This is a genomic window from Acetobacter oryzifermentans, assembly GCF_001628715.1.
Classification (GTDB): domain Bacteria; phylum Pseudomonadota; class Alphaproteobacteria; order Acetobacterales; family Acetobacteraceae; genus Acetobacter; species Acetobacter oryzifermentans.
Genome location: NZ_CP011120.1, coordinates 1313615 through 1331262 on the forward strand (window position 1 = coordinate 1313615; position 17648 = coordinate 1331262).

Below are 17648 nucleotides of genomic sequence, written 5' to 3' on the forward strand. Positions count from 1 at the left end.
GTGATTATGCTGCGCACCCTGAAAACAGACTGTAAAATATTGGCCCGCAAGGCTGGCGTATGGAGTTTACGCCAGTACTTGGGATTTGCACTTAAAACCACGCGCTGGACGTTTCGGGTAAACGAACAGGCGTGGCCGCTGTTAACCAGCCAGAATGGGCAAACAGCAGTCGTAGCTTTCTGGCACGAAATACTGCCCCTTACGCCAGCTTTATGGTGGTGGGCCGAGCCTCAGAACCCTCATATCCGCCTGCGTGTGCTGATAAGCCGCAACCGTGATGGCCGCATGATTGCAGATGTGGTGGCTCCGTGGCGTATTTGGTCCATTGCCGGATCATCAGATTCCAAAGGAAAAAACAAAGGTGGTGCTGCGGCGCTTAGGCGGATGCGTGCAAGCTTGCGCAATGCCACCCTTGTTGCCATCACGCCGGATGGGCCGCGTGGCCCACGCAGGCAGGCACAGCAAGGTACACTGGCTCTTGCCAAGCTGGCGGGTAAACCCATTGTGCTGGTGGGCGCAACATGCACCGGCATACGGCTGAAAACATGGGATCGGATGATTTTTCCGCTGCCTTTTGGTCATGGCACTATGGCATGTGCTCCACCCATAGATATGCGGCGGCATAATCAGGAAGAAAACAGCAGCAGCGAAACTTTTACCCAACAGTTGGAACACGCGCTGGATAATATGATGCACCTAGCGCAACAGCCTTCCAACATGTCTTCTCCCGCAGGTTATTCGCAAGAAAAAGTAGCCCTTAGCCCACTTTCTCTTATGCCTTCGCGCGTGTGGCAGGTGGCAGCCTCTGTCCTTTCTCCCGCTTTGCCCTTTTTTCTGAGATGGCGGCAAACCAAAGGAAAAGAAATTCCAGCCCGTGTACGGGAAAAAATGGGTTTTTCTTCACTGCCTCGGTGCAGCGGAAATCTGGTTTGGTTCCATGCCGCCAGTGTGGGAGAAACCGTTTCCATCCTGCCGCTTGTTGCCGCGTGTTTGGCGCAAAAAGCTGATCTTCAGGTATTGGTCACAACAGGCACGGTAACGGCTGCACGTTTATTGGCACAGCGCGTTGTAAATCCGCGCGTTGTACACCAGTTTATGCCCTTGGATGTGCCGCGTTGGGGCAGACGCTTTTTAGATTACTGGCAGCCAAAAGCCGCTGTTTTTACAGAAAGCGAATTGTGGCCCAACATGCTGGGGCTATGCCATACGCGTAATGTTCCTGTCATGCTGGTTAATGGCCGCATGTCTGCATCTTCCTTTAAAGGATGGCAGCGTATGGGGGGAGTGGCACGGCGCATGTTGGAGCGTTTTGCGTGGGTTTCTGCCCGCTCTGATGAAGATGCACAGCGGCTGCAGCAACTGGGTGCCACCAAGCTGCTTGAAACGGGAGACCTAAAAACAGCCGCCCCGCCCTTGCCAGTAGATAAAGCCGAACTGGCACGTCTGAAAGAATGTTTGGCAGGACGCAGAATTTTGGCTGCGGTTTCCACGCATCCAGGTGAAGAGCAGCAGATTGCGCAGGCAGCCAAGCTTATCCGGCGTGATTACCCGGATGTGTTGGTGCTGGTTATTCCACGCCACCCAGAGCGTGGGGCAGACTTAAGCGTAATGCTGGGGTATGTGCCACGCCGTGGGGCTGGCCAGATTCCGACAGAAGATGATCTGCTTTGGGTGTGTGATACGTTGGGTGAGTTAGGGCTATTTTTCCGTTTGGCGCCCTGTGTGTTTATTGGCAACAGCCTGCCCGGCGTGCTGGGCGGCGGCGGTGGGCATAATCCGTTCGAGCCCGCTCGGCTGGGGTGTGCCATTGCATCTGGCCCATTGGTGCAGAACTTTACAGATGCCTTCCAGCACATGGCGGCAGGCGTTACGATTGTAAGCAACGCGCAGGAGCTGGCGGTATGGGCGCGGGACATGTTCGCAAACCCTTTCAAGCGCCAACAACTGGGTGAGAATGTGCAGCACATTGCGACAGCCAACGCAGATCTGCCGGAACGTCTGGCCAAGCATATTCTAGCGCAAATATGGTAAAGCTGCGCGCTCCCGCGTTTTGGAGCCAGCCTTCTGCAAAAATAAGGCCGCTTCTGTTATCTCCATTTGCGGGCATTGTAGCGGCAATAACGGCACGCAAGCAGCACCAGCAGGGCTGGACTGCTCCGGTGCCCGTGCTGTGCTGCGGAAATATTTCTGTAGGTGGCGCAGGCAAAACCACAGTTGTATTGGATTTAGCTGCCCGCCTGCTCCGTCGTGGTAAAAAGCCCCACATTCTCACGCGAGGATATGGCGGACGCCTACGCACAACAACACAAGTAAACCCGGCACAACACACCGCGCAGGATGTGGGGGATGAACCCTTGCTGCTGGCACAGCTTTGCCCTGTATGGGTTGGCGCAGATCGTGCGGCTTCTGCCCGTATGGCTGTGGCTCATGGCGCAGATTGCTTGTTGATGGATGATGGGTTTCAAAATCCATCCCTCTACAAAAATCTGTCCTTGCTGGTGGTGGATGGTGGCGTAGGCTTGGGCAATGGTTACGTATTGCCCGCCGGCCCGTTAAGAGAGCAGCCAGCGCAGGCTTTTGCGCGTGCACAGGCCACAGTTTTGATCGAGCCAGATAAAACAGGATTTCTGGCGCGGTTCGGGCACGTGGCGCCACATGTTATGCAGGCAGAACTTCAACAGTCCGATAATGTCAGCGCGTTACAAGGGCAGCGTTGCGTAGCTTTTGCGGGGCTGGGGCGGCCAGAAAAATTTTTTGAAGGGCTTAAAAACTGCAATATCACATTAGCGCAGACCGTAGCCTTTCCTGATCATTATTTTTATAAACAAAAAGATTTAAAGCGTCTGGCAGATATGGCTGTTTCTCTGCAGGCGTGTTTGGTGACAACCCCCAAGGATGCCGTGCGTTTGCCTGAATATTTCCGTCAGAAAGTACTTATCGTAGGGGTGGATCTGGTGTGGCAGAACCCAGCCGCGCCTGAGGACTTGCTGAACCAGTTTTTGAATGGATCAGCAGGATGAGCAGCAAAGCCCTTACAGCCACTTTGATGCAGGCAGAAGCTCTTCTTGCAAGCGGTCTGCTAAAGTTTCTTACATGGCTTGGCCCTTCTGCTGCTTCCAATGTTGCCGGGCGTGTCTGCCGTTTTATTGGCCCTAAACTGCCGGTTTCTGGGGTGGCATATCGCAATCTGGAACTGGCTATGCCAGAGCTAAACCCACAACAGCGGCGCCAGATTGTGCATGGTGTGTGGGAAAATCTCGGCCGCACGGTTGGAGAGCTGCCTCATATAGCAGCCTTGAAGGAAAACACGCGCTCTGGCCCCGGTTTTGAGGTTAAGGGTGCAGAATATCTGGAAGAACAGGCCCGCAAAGGTGGATCTGTTCTGTTTGTGTCTGGCCATATCGGAAATTGGGAAATGCTGCCCCCCGGTGTTGCACGGCATGGCACACCTTTTGCCTCTTTTTACCGCGCAGCGGGCAACCCGCTAATAGATGGCATGATCCGCCGGTTGCGTGATAAAGCCATGGGCAACACGCCTGTGCCGCTATTTGCCAAAGGTGCCAAAGGCGCGCGGGAGGCGCTTTCCTACGTCTCCAAGGGTGGCAGGCTGGGTATGCTGGTTGACCAGAAAATGAATGATGGCATTGAGGTCTCATTCTTCGGCCACCCCGCAATGACAGCCCCTGCCCTTGCCGCTATGGCGCTACGTTATCGCTGCCCTGTTATTCCCGGCTATGTAGAGCGCCTTGGCCCAGCCCGGTTGCGTATTGTGGTTGAGCCACCGTTGGACCTGCCAGATACGGGAGACCGCAAGCAGGATCTGCACATATTAGCGCAGATGATTAATGATCGCCTTGAAACATGGATAAGGCGCAAGCCAGAAAGCTGGCTGTGGTTACACCGGCGTTGGCCCAAGGATCTTTATAAGCGCAAAGCCTAGTTTTTTGGGCATGTGCATGCAAGGCATAGGCCGAATGCAGGCCTGCGCGCTCGTCTTGCTGCCTGTAAAGGCGTATGATGTGTTCAGCCTTTAATGCCTTATTTTATCAGGAGTTACAGCAATATGTCTTCACCCAGCCCTGCCCTTGCCACACGTTTGGAAGCCGCGCGGGCTGTGGTGCATGATGCCGCACAGATGGCCATGGCTATGCGTCCGCCACCGGGTGGGCCGCAGGCATCGCAAAAATCTGCACAGGACTGGCTGACAGAAACAGACGGTGCAGTAGAAGCCTTTATTGCCAACCGCATGAAAGCGCTTTTCCCCGATGATGGCTTCCAGGGGGAAGAAGGCGGCGTGGCACGCACAGGCAGCCTGCGCTGGGTGGTGGACCCTATTGATGGCACATCCAACTATGCACGCGGTCGCTGTCGGTGGTGTATTTCTCTTGGCTTGCTGGATGGAGATGAACCCGTTGCGGGTGTGATTGATGCCCCCGCTTTGGGCGAAGTTTATACTGCCCTGCGTGGATATGGCGCGTTTTTGAATGGCAAGCGCATTCAGGCTTCTCCGGTGAAGGATCCTGCCAGTTCCATGATTGAAATGGGCTGGAGCAACAGAGTGCCCAAACCTGTGTTTATGGAAAAAATGGATGCCATTATGGCAATGGGCACCATGCCGCGTTCTGGCGGATGTGGTGCGCTGGCGCTGGCTGACGTGGCAAGCGGGCGGCTGGATGGCTATATTGAAATCGTTATTAACCTGTGGGATGTGGCTGCCGCCCTGCCCTTGCTGGCAGAAGCTGGCGCACGAGTTTCACCTTTTCTGCAGGAAGGCGGGCTGACAGGGCCAGCTACAATTATGGCAGCAAACCCGCATATTGCGCAGGCTTTTTCCGAGGCCGTGTCCATTCCGCTGGCATAAATGAAAAACATGCACGCAGGGCCTTTCTGCGGCCACAAAAGCGTGCTTTCTAGCAGATCATATTTACCGGCTTATTGTGGAGAATTCCGGCATGCGTCTGGTTACTCATCTTTCTTCTGCTTCTTTGGCTTTGGCTGCAGCGTTTTCTCTGTGTGTTGCAGCGCCGGCTCAGGCGGCTGATAAGCCGCAGGCACTGGTTGATAAGGCAGCCCTGAGCGTGCAGGATGTTTTTGTAGGCGCAACCAGCCGAAGTCCGATGGTAACCAATCTGGCTAAAGCGCGTGCTGTCATGGTGTGCCCAGATATGTTCCGCATGTCTATTGCATTTGGCGGCGCACATGGTGGCTGCCTGCTGCTGGCGCGTGATGCGCGCGGCTCGTGGTCTGATCCGGCATTTTACACCCTCAGCACCGCATCATTCGGTTTGCAATTTGGGGTGCAGAGTTCCGAGATCGTTTTCTTTGTCATGACAGATCGCGGCTTGCAGGCTCTGCTGGATAGCCAGTTCCAGTTTTCTTCCAATGCTGGAGCTTCTTTTGCCAGCATGAGCACGGCAGTTGCTAAAGGGAATGCGGGTGCACGCAACACGGATATTCTGATTGCCCAGAAATCTCAGGGTGTATTTGCCGGTGCTTCTCTGGGAGGCAGCAAGCTGACAGTGAACAGTGATGCTAACCGTGAATACTACAAGCAGAGTGTTGGGCCGGAAGATATTGTGGTGAGCATGCGTGTGAATAACCCGGATGCAGACCCCCTGAGGAGTGTGCTGATGCGTTATGCAGCCATGGCAAAAAACGTAAGTGCATCTTCTACATCCTCACGTGTCTCTAACAGCAACACGGTTTCTCAGAGCGATGCAGATGCTCTTGCCGCAGATACCGTTGGGGCATCTGGTGGCGGTGGCATCAAGCAGGAAAGCCTGAGCCCGTCTAGATAAGTTTTTTCTAGGTTAAAAATTAAGTGCTTTCTGCCCTTATGGGGTAGAAGGCGCTTAATGCGTATTATGCTGCCGAAAAGCAGAAACATTCCGATTATGTTCAGCCAGAGTGGTGGAAAAATTATGTCCACCATTGCCATTGGCCACAAAGAAAAGCGCATCTCCACTGGCAGGATGTGCTGCTGCTTCTAATGCGGACATGCCGGGTGAGCAGATAGGCCCGGGAGGCAACCCTGTAACAACATATGTATTATATGCGTCTGGCGTAGCAAGATCAGTGCGCGTAAGTGCGCGGCCCAACGGCGGGTTACCATGTGTTATGGCATAAATCACGGTTGGATCTGTTTGCAATTTCATGCCTTTTTGCAAGCGGTTTAGAAAAACACGTGCAACCATGGGCCTTTCTGCAGGTAAGGCTGTTTCTTTTTCTATCAGGGATGCCAGAACAAGCAGAAGCTGTGGGGATGGTATCATGCCATCAAGGGCTGGATCATGCTTTTGCCAGACAGTATCTAGCGCCGTTTGCATGGCGTTTTGCGCACGTTTTACAATATCCGCACGTTCGCTATTCCGCAGGTAATTATAGGTTTGCGGTAATGTGCTGCCTTCTGTGGGCAAGGGTGTTTCGCCCTCTAAAAAAGGAGCAGAGGCAATAACAGCTTGGATCTGATGGGCAGAAAGCCCTTCAGGAATGGTCAGCTTATGTAAAACAGGTTTACCATGCCGCAGAATAAACAGCACATCCTGCATGGAAACATGCTGCGGAAAATGCAGTTCTGCCGCGTGTAGCTGGCCGCTTTTACGTGTAAGAGAAATGGCCGTGACAAACAGCTTATCTGTGAACCAGCCAGATGGCAGCACCTGCGCGTGTTGCAGTGCATTTAAGGTGCTGGCGTAACCACCGTGTGGCACAACAACATCCGTAGCTTCTGGCAAAAACCCCGGTTTTATATAGCTATACCATGCAAAAAAACCTGTTCCTCCCCCTGCTAATGCAGAAAGAAGAAACAGGCCCCCTAGCCATTTCAGGGCAGCACGACCTTTTTTGGTAGGCTGTTTTGCAGGCTTTCTTTTTGGTTTAGACGCCACGCACAATCAGGCTGGCATTTGTGCCGCCAAATCCAAAGCTGTTAGAAAGAGCCACGTTGATTTCCCGCTGCTGCGCTGTATGGGCAATGCGGTCAATCACGCTTTCACGCGATGGGTTATCCAAGTTCAGCGTAGGCGGCGCCACGTTGTCCCGAATAGCCAGAATGGAGAAAATGGCTTCTACTGCACCAGCCGCGCCAAGCAAATGGCCTGTGGCCGATTTGGTGGAAGACATGGCCAGCTTACGGGCATCATCACCAAACAGGCGTTCAACAGCTTCCAGCTCAAGGTCATCCGCCATGGTGGAGGTGCCGTGGGCGTTAACATAGTTGATGTCTGCCGGGGTAAGATCTGCACTTTTCAGTGCAGCGCGCATGGCGCGGTATGCCCCGTAATGGCCTTCTGCCGGTGCGGTAATGTGGTATGCATCACCAGACATGCCATAGCCGATAATTTCGCCATAAATTTTGGCGCCACGGGCTTTGGCGTGTTCATATTCTTCCAGCACAACAACGCCGGAACCTTCACCCATTACAAAACCATCACGGTCTTTATCCCATGGGCGGGAGGCTTTTCCGGGGGTGTCATTAAAGCCGGTAGATAGCGCACGGGCTGAGCAAAAGCCAGCAATGCCCAACGGGCAAACGGTTGCTTCTGCACCACCAGCTACCATTACGTCGGCATCACCAAACATGATAATGCGCGCGGCATCACCAATGGCATGCACGCCGGTAGCGCAAGCCGTAACAACTGAATGATTTGGCCCCTGAAAACCATATTTGATGGAAACATGGCCAGAAACCAGATTGATGAGAGCGGACGGGATAAAGAACGGCGAAAGACGCCGCGCCCGACCTTCATGCACGGTAATGGAGGCATCATAGATGGTTTGAAGACCACCAATGCCAGAGCCAATCATTACACCGGTGCGGCATTTATCTTCTTCGGTTTCAGGTTTCCAACCGGAATCCTCCACCGCTTCCGTTGCTGCCACCAACCCCATGTGAATGAAGCGGTCCATTTTGCGCTGGTCTTTGGGGGAAATCCACTCGGAAAGTGTAAGCTTTCCTTCTGCGGTCGGCCCTTCCGGCACTTCCCCAGCCACATGGGCCGGCAGATCGCTTGGGTCGAACTGCGTGATTCTACCAATCCCGCTTTCGCCTGCAATCAGACGTGACCATACGTTTTCAACACCCAGACCCAGAGGTCCGACGATGCCCATTCCGGTGACGACTACCCGTCTCCGTCCAGAATTTACTCCGGCCGACTGCAACAAACCAGCCCGCTCCCTGTTCTGCACGTATATGGTCCCTCAAATAGTAGAGGGACCCACAGTTCCGTTAAACGCAAAATTACCTGAAAATCAGGCAGCTTTTTGCTTTTCGATGTAATCGATAGCATCTTTAACGGTGGTGATTTTTTCCGCTGCATCTTCCGGGATTTCGACATTGAAGGCTTCTTCAAACGCCATCACCAGCTCAACGGTATCAAGGCTGTCAGCGCCCAGATCATCGATGAACGATGCATCCGGTGTGACCTTGCTTTCCTCGACGCCGAGATGCTCGACCACGATTTTCTTAACCTTATCAGCGATTTCGCTCATCTGTCTTTGTATCCCATAGGCCCGGTTTTACATGCGGGCAGGTTGTTCTGGTGCCTGCTCTACCACAATCCCTATTGGTGGAAGAATAGAAAACAGCACTGCTTCCGTTATTCTTCCCCAGCAACAGGGGTTGCGGGCGCTTAGCACGTTTTTCCATCACAAGCCAAGGCAAACCGGAAAAGTCTTTCTTCCGCCCCCTTGATTATGCGCGTGTTTGCATAGTCTGTCTGCCACATCTGAAAGTATTTTGCACCCTCTCTTCTGCGCAGACATTCTAGAGGCCAAATTTAAGGGAGAACTCCCTTAAACCATTGCCATGCCGCCGTTTACGTGCAGCGTGGTGCCTGTAATCCATGCGGCTTCGTTTGATGCCAGATAGAGCACGGCAGAAGCCACATCTTCTGGCTGGCCTAGGCGGCCCAGTGGAATCGCACCCAGCAGTTTTTCTTTTTGCGCATCGGGCAGAACGTCTGTCATGGGGGTAACAATAAAGCCTGGGGCCACAACATTTACCGTAACGCCACGCGAACCGGCTTCCTGCGCCAAGGATTTGCTCATGCCCACAATGCCTGCTTTTGCAGCCGCATAGTTGGCCTGCCCAGCATTGCCGGTGGAACCGATAACCGAGGAAATATTGATAATACGCCCTGCCCGGCGGCGCAGCATGCCCTTAAGTGCGGCACGGCACAGCCGGAAAGGAGAGGACAGATCCACGTTTAGAACCTGATCCCAGTCTTCATCTTTCATGCGTAGGGCCAGCATATCGCGCGTAAGGCCCGCGTTGTTGACGAGAATATCAACAGGCGTCCCAGCAGCTTCTTCCGCTTTGGCAATAAGGCCATCGGCTTCTGCTGGATCAGAAAGGTTGGCTGCCACGTAAAATGCACGCCCTTCCCCCAGTTCTTCCGCCTGCTTCTGCAACACGGCTTCTCGCGTGCCAGACAGCACAACCTTTGCACCCTGTGCGTGCAGCAAACGCGCAATGGCGCTACCAATACCGCCTGTTGCGCCTGTAACCAGTGCGGTTTTTCCGTCCAGTTTGAACATAATTTTTGTTTACCCGCTGTTTTTACAAAGTTTTCAGGAAAGATTCGATATCGGCTGGCGTGCCCACAGAAAGGCCAGATACTTCGGAATCAATGCGTCGCACCAAGCCAGAAAGCACCTTGCCTGCACCAATTTCTACAAATGTATCCACACCCATGCCGACCATAGCGGCCACACTTTCCCGCCAGCGCACACGGCCAGTAACCTGACGCACCAGATTTTGCCGAATCGTATCGGTATCCGTTTCGCGCTCGGCTGTTACATTGGCAATTACGGGCACAATCGGGGCGGTAATGTTAGCTTTGGCTAATGCTTCGGCCATCACATCTTCTGCTGGCTTCATGAGCGAAGAATGAAATGGTGCAGAAACCGGCAGCTTGAGTGCGCGCTTGATCTTCAATTCTTTGGCGATAGCAATGGCTTCATCAATACCTGCAATCTTGCCGGAAATAACAATCTGGCCGCCGCCGTTATCATTGGCAATTTCTACATCGCCTTTGGCAGAGGCTTTGGTGCAGATATCTTCTGCCTGTGCCAATGTTACGCCAATCAGGGCCGCCATGCCGCCTTCCCCAGCGGGAACGGCTTTCTGCATGGCCTGCCCGCGCAGCCGTAGCAGGCGTGCGGCTTCTGCCACACCAAAGGCACGCCCCGCGGCCAGAGCAGAGTATTCCCCCAGAGAATGCCCAGCAAGCAACGTAACTTTGCCAGCAAGATCCAAACCGCCATCCTGTTCCAGAACGCGCAGAACAGCCATGGACACAGCCATAAGCGCAGGCTGAGCGTTTTCTGTGCTGGTAAGGCTTTCTATCGGGCCTTCAAAAATGATTTTGGAGAGTTTTTCGCCCAGGGCGTCATCAACTTCTTCAAAAACAGAACGCGCCGCAGGAAAAGCCTCTGCAAGCTCCTGCCCCATGCCAACAGACTGGCTGCCCTGTCCGGGAAAAACAAATGCGTAAACGGCCATGATACTCACTGTTCCAAATTTTTCCTTGCCAAACGGATGGAAGCCACCTGCTTTGGCAAGATCATGAACTGCACGGGCTGCTTTCTATGCTTTGCGCAATATGGCGGCCCATAAAAAGGAAGCCACGCAAAACGCAGGCCGGCAGGAAATCGGGGGCAGAATACGGCGCAGTTTAACGCTGCACAATACGCCAGCCCAGAACAAGCAGTGCATCCCAAGGCAGGGCAAGGCATTCATGCGCGATACGTAGGAGTTTTTTGCGCATGTTGGGAACATGCGGCTGAGCACGTAAAAATGGCACGGGCTGCACTCTCCACCCCGCAAGACGCATGAGCAAAACACAGCGCGGTAGGTGCAAAGGGCTGGAAACAACCGCTATGGGCTGAGCCGTAAGATACCCTGCCCGGCGTAGCAGACGCGTGCAAGCAACAGCGGAATCAAACGTATCTCCTGCCGTGGGCTCGGGCAGAATACATTTTGGAGCAATACCAGCCTTTAACAGGCAGGCGGCCATAACGCCTGCTTCCGTCTGGCCATTTTGTGGCACGCCACCTGTAGGAATATACATAACAGGCCCATGCGCAGCGCCAAACATAAGCGCAGAATGCACCCTGTTTAACAGCGCAACAGACGGGCTGCCATCCGGGTTGAGGGCTGCACCAAAAATAATGACGGGCAGTGCTGACATTTCAAATCTCTTTCCCGCAGAGAATGTTTTTAAGCCGGTGGACGCAAGAGCACGCGGTTCAGCCGTTCCAAAGTAGTAAAACCTTCTGCCCACACTTTGCGAAATTTGTTTTCTGAAATACCGCGAGGTGCCACGGCTTCTGCCAAAGCACCAACAGTACGTTCACCATCAATCAGGGGCAGGATGCCGCGCATTTGTGGTGGCAAGGGAATGGGTACAACCAATGTGCCAAAAGCAAAAGGCAGCGTGTGGTCTGGCTGCATCTGCTTGGCCAATTCTACCCCCGGTATTTCACGCATGATTGGCACGGCAGAAAAATCCATGGGGTCTGGCGGCGTAATGCGTGCGCCCTTGCGGACAACATAAGCAACATGAGTGGGCATATTACCTGCAAGGTCTTCCGCTATGGCAGCCTGCTGTTGCCACGGCAGGCTGCTTATGCGCGCGCGCAGGCGTGGATCTGGCAAAAACAGGGTTGGATCATATCGTGCCGGTTCCATTAAGCAGGAAGGTTCCAGCCCGGCTTTGCCCAGAAAATCTAAAAACTCTGTAACGGTATAAGCGCGGTCTCTGGGGTTCAGCAGCAGATCGTATAAGCCTGCATCACCGCCAGAAAGGTGATCTCCAAAGTTGCCGTTTTGCCGCAACCACGCAGTGGCAGGCAGCGTGCGCATCACGCGGCGTGCCATATCGAGCCGTGTTTGAGGAGATTCGGAATGAGGCGCAATTTTTTCCAGCGCATCCTGCGCCATGTAAACACCTGTGCGCCCATAAGGTGCATAGACCATCAGCCCCATGCCACCACCGGGTGCGAGGTGTTTTTCTAACATGGCTAATGCGGCATCAGGATCTGGGAGATGATGCAGTACGCCACAGCAATCAATATAATCAAAAAGGCCCAGATCCAGCGCATCTAGTTCTGTCAGAGACCCCTGAATGAAGCGGATATTTGCCAGCTCCCGCGTTTGCGCCCGTGCCTGCGCAATGGAAAGCGCCTTTTGGGAGCGATCTACACATACAACCTCACCGGGGCGTCCGGCACGTTGCAGGTGTGTTGCCAGCATAATGGCACCATCCCCGGTGCCGCACCCTGCCACCAATGCCCGCAAAGGCTGGCTTTGCGCCCGTTTGGCGCCAAAAACCCAGTAGTCAATTTCCCGCAAATGGCTGGGGCTGCCTATTAAAAGGCGCTTGGCCTCATCCTGCGGGTTTCTTTCTGGGTATGGATACGCCTCATATTGGGCGGCTAGGCTGGAATCGCGCGTATCGGCGGGGGATTGATCTGTCATGCTGGCGCGGCCTTTCCTTAGCGGGGCAGCAGTTTGCCGCGCTGCCAGGCTTCTGCTGCTTCATCGGCTGTCATGCCTTCAACACGCATGGCGTAATCCATGGCGCTGATAATTTTGGCGCTGAGCATCAGCTCATCCAATTCGTCCAGAAGATCCTGCTCCATTTCATCCTTGATTTCTGCACGGATCAGAATGCGCGCGTCTTGTTCGCCCCCCAATGCATTTTTGGGATCGTTCAGAATACGGAAACCGCCAATGTGGAACAGAAAACAAGGCTGAAACAGTGGCATCAGCACCAGTTCTTCCCGCTTGAGGGCAGCGTTCAGTTCTGCCAGTGCTTCTTCATCCGGTAACACTTTCAGGCTGAAGCCGGTGGTATCCAGCCCATACTGCTGCAACACTTTTTCCATGTGCTTTTGCAAAGATACAGGCGTGATAATCGTGCGGGAAAGTTCTGGCCCAGCCTGTGCTACGTCATCCAAAGATGTCAGCGGCGTATCTTCTGCAGAAATGCAGCAATGAGCTGCGGGACGAAACAGATTGCCAAGCGGAAGAATACCGGGGGCCAGCATGCCCGCATCTTCATCCGGCAGCCATGCAGAAACGTAAAAATCAACCTCACCCTTTTTGAGCATGTCTGTCAGCACGTCTTTGGGGCCGGTTACAATATCCGGCTCTACATCATTGGCTTCCAGAACGCGGATGATTGCTGCTGCCGTAGCCTCATGCACGGTGGTTTCGGGGTATGCGAGGGTCAGGCTTGTCATCTCAGGATCCTTTCAGATCTACTCGAACTGGTGATGGTCTGCGTAGTCCTTGCAGCAGGAGAAACCCATGAGGCAATCCCTGAAATGGAAATAACAGGATTTCTTAATGATTTGGTGCAAGGCTGAGAGCAAAAAAAAGCCGCCCTTCCCTTGGAAGGGAAGAAGGCGGCCAACCGGAATGCATAACTTAAACAGGGGTGTTTAAGCGGCAACAATGCCCTGTTCGCGCGGCATGACGGGGCGGATCATGTTCAAGGCATCTGCAAAAGTGTTGAAGCTGCCCAGTTTATTATCACGGATAGCATCCATAACAATCCAGCGGTTGCCGTGGCAGTAAATCTGGTAAGCAGGATCTGGAGTTTCGCGCACCCATACCACAACGTAACCAGCAGAAATGCCGGCCTGCTTCTGTTCAGACACAAAAACATCTGCATCGCAAATGCCCATGGGCTGAGCAGCCTGCACCCAACGGGTAAGGTAAGCCTGCTGGCGGGATGTGATTTCCATCTGGAATGGAATGATCTGGCAGGTGTGTTGCTGAGAAGATGCTGTTGTGCGCGGCATGGTTTCTTTTATCCCCCTGACAATCCCGGTTCGGTCTTGATGTTTGGAGTGTAAAAGAGCTGCAGCGCGCTACGCTATGAGAAAACGAATATTAACGCCTCAAAAGCAGGCAGGTTTGAGGCTTCGTGACGAAAAAAACACAAACGCACATGAAGTGCACAATTTTTATGCCTGTTTTTTGTGCAAATGACTTTCTGTGGTGCAGAAAAAAGAATCAGAACTTAGCCGAAACCATTAATGAACCATAGTTAAACAGGCCAGACTTGGCTGTGGTGAACTGCTGCGTCTGCCAAACCTGGCTGTAGGAAATGCGCAAACCGCAGAACATGAAGGCCAAACCGGCATGAATTTCACCCACATCCCACTTTTTAATCACGTGTAGGGAATTGCTGCGCATGGTGTTGCCTTGCAATGAGGCATCATACCCAACGGCTTCACCCGTTACGCCACCAAAGATGTACCATGAAAAGGGACGCCGCGATTTATAGGCATCCGTACCATCTGTGCCGGAAGCCTGAATGGTGGGTGTGCCGAAATCACTATCCAGCCCCTGCCCGATCCGGAACACATCACCAATGCGGCCATAAATCTGATAATCACCAATGGCGGCGGCGGCAGATGGCAGCATGTCAAATTCCACGCCAAACACATGCGCCAAAGGCAAACGCCAGATACGCCCACCCTGCACCTGAAAGATGGGCTGATTTTTAAGCTGATGAGACCAGCCCTGATTTTTGGTATCACCAATCAGGCCGTGGAATCCATTCTGGAGCTGCTCGCCCAAGCCACCCGACCCCATAATACCAAACTGAATGCCAAACACGCTGCGGGTTCTGTCCGTATCATTAATAAGATTTACGGTGCCCAGCAGCAGGCTGGAATAAGGCCTGTCATTAATACGCGCAGTTTGCGCTTGCCCCGGAGCCCACGGGCTGGAAACCTGTGTATTGCGCGGCGTGAAGATAAGCTGCTGCAGGCCAATGCTAATACGCTGCACGCCTTCCCCCCAAATGGCCTTGTTAATGGCGGCAATGGGGGTGGGCAGCGTATTGGTGCCAGATGTCCAGTTAAAACGCAGGCCACTGGTATAATATTGGTCCGATGTGCCTTTTAGGGTGGTGATGGCATCGTTTTCACCCTGAAGGGTCCATGTGCCTTTGTTGTCAGAGGCAGGAGTCGCTTTGGCGGAAGAAAGAGAACACACGGATGCCCCTGCCAGCATAAGAGACGCAAGGGCAAGGCGCCGTGCGCGAAGCCGTTTTAAAACTACGGGCATGCTTTTTCTTCCATTTGGCCATGTGCGGGCATGATTCTAGGCTGTTCTTAATGGATAATACCCGCACAAGAAAGCCCGTTTCCCCTTATCCTGTCTGGCTGTGGCTATCATGCCAACGTCAGACCTCTATGGGCGCAGAGGTATCACATAACTGTGAGATCAAGAAAAGTGTGTGAAACTCCCGCCAATTTCATGCTTTCCTATAGTCGCACGCTGTTGGCTGTGCTACGGAAACAGTGGGCGCATTTGCAGCTTTCAGGAACGGGAACGGTGGCGTTTTCTTCAAATTACGTAAACCTGTCAACCCATTCCGGCAAACTGCCCGTTTTTCAATATCGGGAGAAGCTTCAGCCTTCTCCGTACTCCAGGATCAAGACCGTTGAAAAGTAACAGGACCGACCGCAGCTCTCGTTTTCCTCGCCGCGGCGGATTTGATGACGATTACATGTCCATGCCTTCCTTTGGTGAGCGCCCTGCTTTTGGTGGCGGTGACCGTGGTGGATTTGCACCGCGCCGTGGCGCTGGTGGTCCGCAGGTTGTGGCTTCCGGGCCGGAAGTTGGTGCAACTGTTAAATGGTTCAACAGCGAAAAAGGCTTCGGCTTTGTTGAACTGGCAGATGGCACCGGTGATGTATTCCTGCACGCCAATGCACTCTCTCAGGCAGGCCATCAGGGTGTAAGCCCGGGTGCGACACTGGTTGTACGGATTGGCCAGGGCCCGAAAGGTCGCCAGGTTGCGGAAGTTATTTCCGTTGACGAAAGCACCGCCCAGCCAGAACGCCCCCGTGCACCGCGCCCCGGTTTTGGCAGCCGTCCGGCTGGCCGCCCTGCCCCGGATCTGTCCATGGCTGAAGACACACGTGGTACCGTGAAATGGTACAACTCTGTCAAAGGCTTTGGCTTCATCACACCGGAAAGCGGCGGTAAGGACATTTTTGTTCACGCTTCTGCTCTTGAACGGTCTGGCCTGAGCGCACTGAACGAAGGTCAGGGTGTAAACGTAAAGGTGGTTCAGGGCCAGAAAGGCCCAGAAGCTGCTGAAGTTTCTCCGGCCTGATCCTGATTTAGAATTAGGTTTCAAGAAAAAACCCCGGTTATGCCGGGGTTTTTTTATGGGTTCTAGCTTGAGACTATGTCCGTTTTTATAAAGTGGACGGGAACGTTTAGTAGTCCCCCTTCCCCTTATTTCGGATTAAGCGCGCTTTATCACGCTGCCAATCTCTGTCTGCAATGCTCTGCCGCTTGTCGTGGGTTTTTTTGCCAACGCCTAAGCCAAGCGTAACTTTAGCCAAGCCTCTCTCATTAAAATGCACATTCAATGGCACCAAAGTTGCGCCCTGTTTGGCAATGGCGCCTATAAACTTACGCATTTCCTTCCGGTGCATCAGTAATTTACGTGGTGCACGCGTATCAAAACGGGAAAGAACCCCCCCCTGATATTCAGGGATATAGCTGTTAAACAGCCATAGTGATCCATCCCGTTCACCAGCAAAGGCTTCGTTAATAGTGGCACGGCCAAGGCGCAGGCTTTTAACCTCGGCACCTCTTAGTACAAGCCCAGCTTCAATGGTTTCCAGAATATTATAATTGAAGCGCGCCTTACGGTTTTGCGCCACCATGCCATGAGAGATCATGGAACTTTTGGTAGATTTTCCCGATTTTGAACTCATCAGTTTAGTAGCCCGATATCAACCAAAGCCGCACGTATCTTCTCGCGAGAAGGTTCGGTGAGGGGGGCAAGCGGTAGGCGGCAGGTTTCACCAGCCAGCCCTAACAGGCTGGCAGCGTATTTGGCCGGAGCCGGATTGCTTTCGCAAAAAAGCGTATCATGCAAAGGCAAAAGCTTATCCTGAATAGCAATGGCATCCTGCACGCTGCCTTCCTGCCATGCTTTTTGCACATTGGCACACAAGGCAGGCGCAACATTGGCGGTTACACTAATGCAGCCATCGCCCCCGGCAGCCAAAAACGCCACAGCGGTACCATCTTCCCCAGAAAGCTGGTTAAAGCGCTTTTCTACGGCGCGGCGCACCTGCAATGGGCGCAGAAGGTTGGCTGTGGCATCTTTTACACCAATAATATTTGGGTGTCGTGCCAGACGCGCCATTGTTTCTACGCTGATATCAACAATGGAACGGCCGGGAATATTGTAAAGAATAACCGGAATGGAAATGGCATCCGCAATAGCCATGTAATGCCGGTAAAGCCCTTCCTGCGTGGGTTTGTTATAATAAGGCGCCACTACCAATACAGCGCTTGCCCCAGCTTTTTCTGCATACTGGGCCAGATCTACGGCTTCGGATGTGCTGTTTGATCCCGCACCCGCAATAACAGGAACGCGGCCCGCTGATACTTTAATGGTGCGTTCTACAACCGCGTGGTGTTCAGCATGAGAAAGGGTTGGGCTTTCTCCCGTTGTGCCAACGGCGCATAAGGCAGATGTTCCCTCACGGATCTGCCAGTCCACCAGTTTTTCGAACGAGGCAAAATCCAGACTGCCGTCCCGGTTCATGGGGGTAATCAGCGCGGTAATAGACCCGGAGAAAAAGGTATCAGACAT

General features: G+C 53.4%; 18 protein-coding genes. 6 read left to right on the forward strand and 12 right to left on the reverse strand.

Annotation, left to right across the window (positions count from 1 at the left end; genetic code table 11):
* Positions 1-6: 6 nt before the first annotated feature.
* From WG31_RS06355 to WG31_RS06375, 5 genes are all read left to right on the forward strand, one after another.
* The gene (locus WG31_RS06355) at positions 7-2031 is read left to right on the forward strand and encodes a glycosyltransferase N-terminal domain-containing protein (protein ID WP_209439375.1); all 2025 of its coding nucleotides are present in this window, start codon (positions 7-9) and stop codon (positions 2029-2031) included.
* Positions 2025-3020, forward strand: coding sequence for a tetraacyldisaccharide 4'-kinase (gene lpxK / locus WG31_RS06360; RefSeq protein WP_063353980.1), 996 nt, complete (start codon positions 2025-2027; stop codon positions 3018-3020). Before WG31_RS06355 ends, lpxK begins: the two co-directional genes overlap by 7 nt.
* Positions 3017-3940, forward strand: coding sequence for a lysophospholipid acyltransferase family protein (locus tag WG31_RS06365; protein WP_063353981.1), 924 nt, complete (start codon positions 3017-3019; stop codon positions 3938-3940). Before lpxK ends, WG31_RS06365 begins: the two co-directional genes overlap by 4 nt.
* 93 nt (positions 3941-4033) lie before the next feature.
* Complete coding sequence (locus WG31_RS06370) at positions 4034-4861, forward strand: inositol monophosphatase family protein (RefSeq protein ID WP_063353982.1); 828 nt, start codon at positions 4034-4036, stop codon at positions 4859-4861.
* 91 nt (positions 4862-4952) lie between these two features.
* Positions 4953-5798: a lipid-binding SYLF domain-containing protein gene (locus WG31_RS06375; protein ID WP_063353983.1), complete on the forward strand. Its 846-nt coding sequence runs from the start codon at positions 4953-4955 to the stop codon at positions 5796-5798.
* A gap of 54 nt (positions 5799-5852) precedes the next feature.
* On the opposite strand, the gene mltG is transcribed toward WG31_RS06375, so the two are convergent.
* The 10 genes from mltG to WG31_RS06425 all read right to left on the reverse strand — a co-directional run bounded on the left by mltG (position 5853) and on the right by WG31_RS06425 (position 15088).
* The gene (gene mltG, locus WG31_RS06380; RefSeq protein ID WP_063353984.1) at positions 5853-6887 is read right to left on the reverse strand and encodes an endolytic transglycosylase MltG; all 1035 of its coding nucleotides are present in this window, start codon (positions 6885-6887) and stop codon (positions 5853-5855) included.
* Positions 6877-8187 carry a beta-ketoacyl-ACP synthase II gene (gene fabF, locus WG31_RS06385; protein ID WP_006115244.1) on the reverse strand — a complete coding sequence of 437 codons (1311 nt, stop codon included), beginning with the start codon at positions 8185-8187 and terminating at the stop codon, positions 6877-6879. Before fabF ends, mltG begins: the two co-directional genes overlap by 11 nt.
* Positions 8188-8250: 63 nt before the next feature.
* Complete coding sequence (locus WG31_RS06390; protein WP_003628807.1) at positions 8251-8490, reverse strand: acyl carrier protein; 240 nt, start codon at positions 8488-8490, stop codon at positions 8251-8253.
* A gap of 303 nt (positions 8491-8793) precedes the next feature.
* Positions 8794-9537 (reverse strand): 3-oxoacyl-[acyl-carrier-protein] reductase, encoded by a 744-nt coding sequence (fabG, locus tag WG31_RS06395; protein ID WP_006115245.1) that lies wholly within the window; start codon positions 9535-9537, stop codon positions 8794-8796.
* 22 nt (positions 9538-9559) lie between these two features.
* Complete coding sequence (gene fabD, locus WG31_RS06400) at positions 9560-10504, reverse strand: ACP S-malonyltransferase (protein ID WP_063353985.1); 945 nt, start codon at positions 10502-10504, stop codon at positions 9560-9562.
* A 172-nt stretch (positions 10505-10676) separates the two neighbouring features.
* Positions 10677-11192 carry a YdcF family protein gene (locus WG31_RS06405; RefSeq protein WP_063353986.1) on the reverse strand — a complete coding sequence of 172 codons (516 nt, stop codon included), beginning with the start codon at positions 11190-11192 and terminating at the stop codon, positions 10677-10679.
* Between the two features lie 29 nt (positions 11193-11221).
* Entirely contained in the window at positions 11222-12481 is a 1260-nt protein-coding gene (locus tag WG31_RS06410) for a class I SAM-dependent methyltransferase (protein WP_063353987.1), read from the reverse strand.
* 17 nt (positions 12482-12498) lie between these two features.
* Positions 12499-13248, reverse strand: coding sequence for a glycine betaine ABC transporter substrate-binding protein (locus tag WG31_RS06415; RefSeq protein ID WP_063353988.1), 750 nt, complete (start codon positions 13246-13248; stop codon positions 12499-12501).
* Positions 13249-13449: 201 nt separating this feature from the next.
* Positions 13450-13812 (reverse strand): hypothetical protein, encoded by a 363-nt coding sequence (locus tag WG31_RS06420; RefSeq protein WP_006115252.1) that lies wholly within the window; start codon positions 13810-13812, stop codon positions 13450-13452.
* A 214-nt stretch (positions 13813-14026) separates the two neighbouring features.
* Positions 14027-15088: a lipid A deacylase LpxR family protein gene (locus tag WG31_RS06425; protein ID WP_063353989.1), complete on the reverse strand. Its 1062-nt coding sequence runs from the start codon at positions 15086-15088 to the stop codon at positions 14027-14029.
* 379 nt (positions 15089-15467) lie between these two features.
* On the opposite strand from WG31_RS06425, the gene WG31_RS16170 reads away from it, so the two are divergent.
* Positions 15468-16145, forward strand: coding sequence for a cold-shock protein (locus tag WG31_RS16170; RefSeq protein ID WP_006115255.1), 678 nt, complete (start codon positions 15468-15470; stop codon positions 16143-16145).
* Between the two features lie 106 nt (positions 16146-16251).
* On the opposite strand, the gene smpB is transcribed toward WG31_RS16170, so the two are convergent.
* Positions 16252-16758: an SsrA-binding protein SmpB gene (gene smpB, locus WG31_RS06435; protein WP_063353990.1), complete on the reverse strand. Its 507-nt coding sequence runs from the start codon at positions 16756-16758 to the stop codon at positions 16252-16254.
* Positions 16758-17648 (reverse strand): 4-hydroxy-tetrahydrodipicolinate synthase, encoded by an 891-nt coding sequence (dapA, locus tag WG31_RS06440; RefSeq protein ID WP_063353991.1) that lies wholly within the window; start codon positions 17646-17648, stop codon positions 16758-16760. The genes smpB and dapA overlap by 1 nt, the downstream gene beginning before the upstream one ends.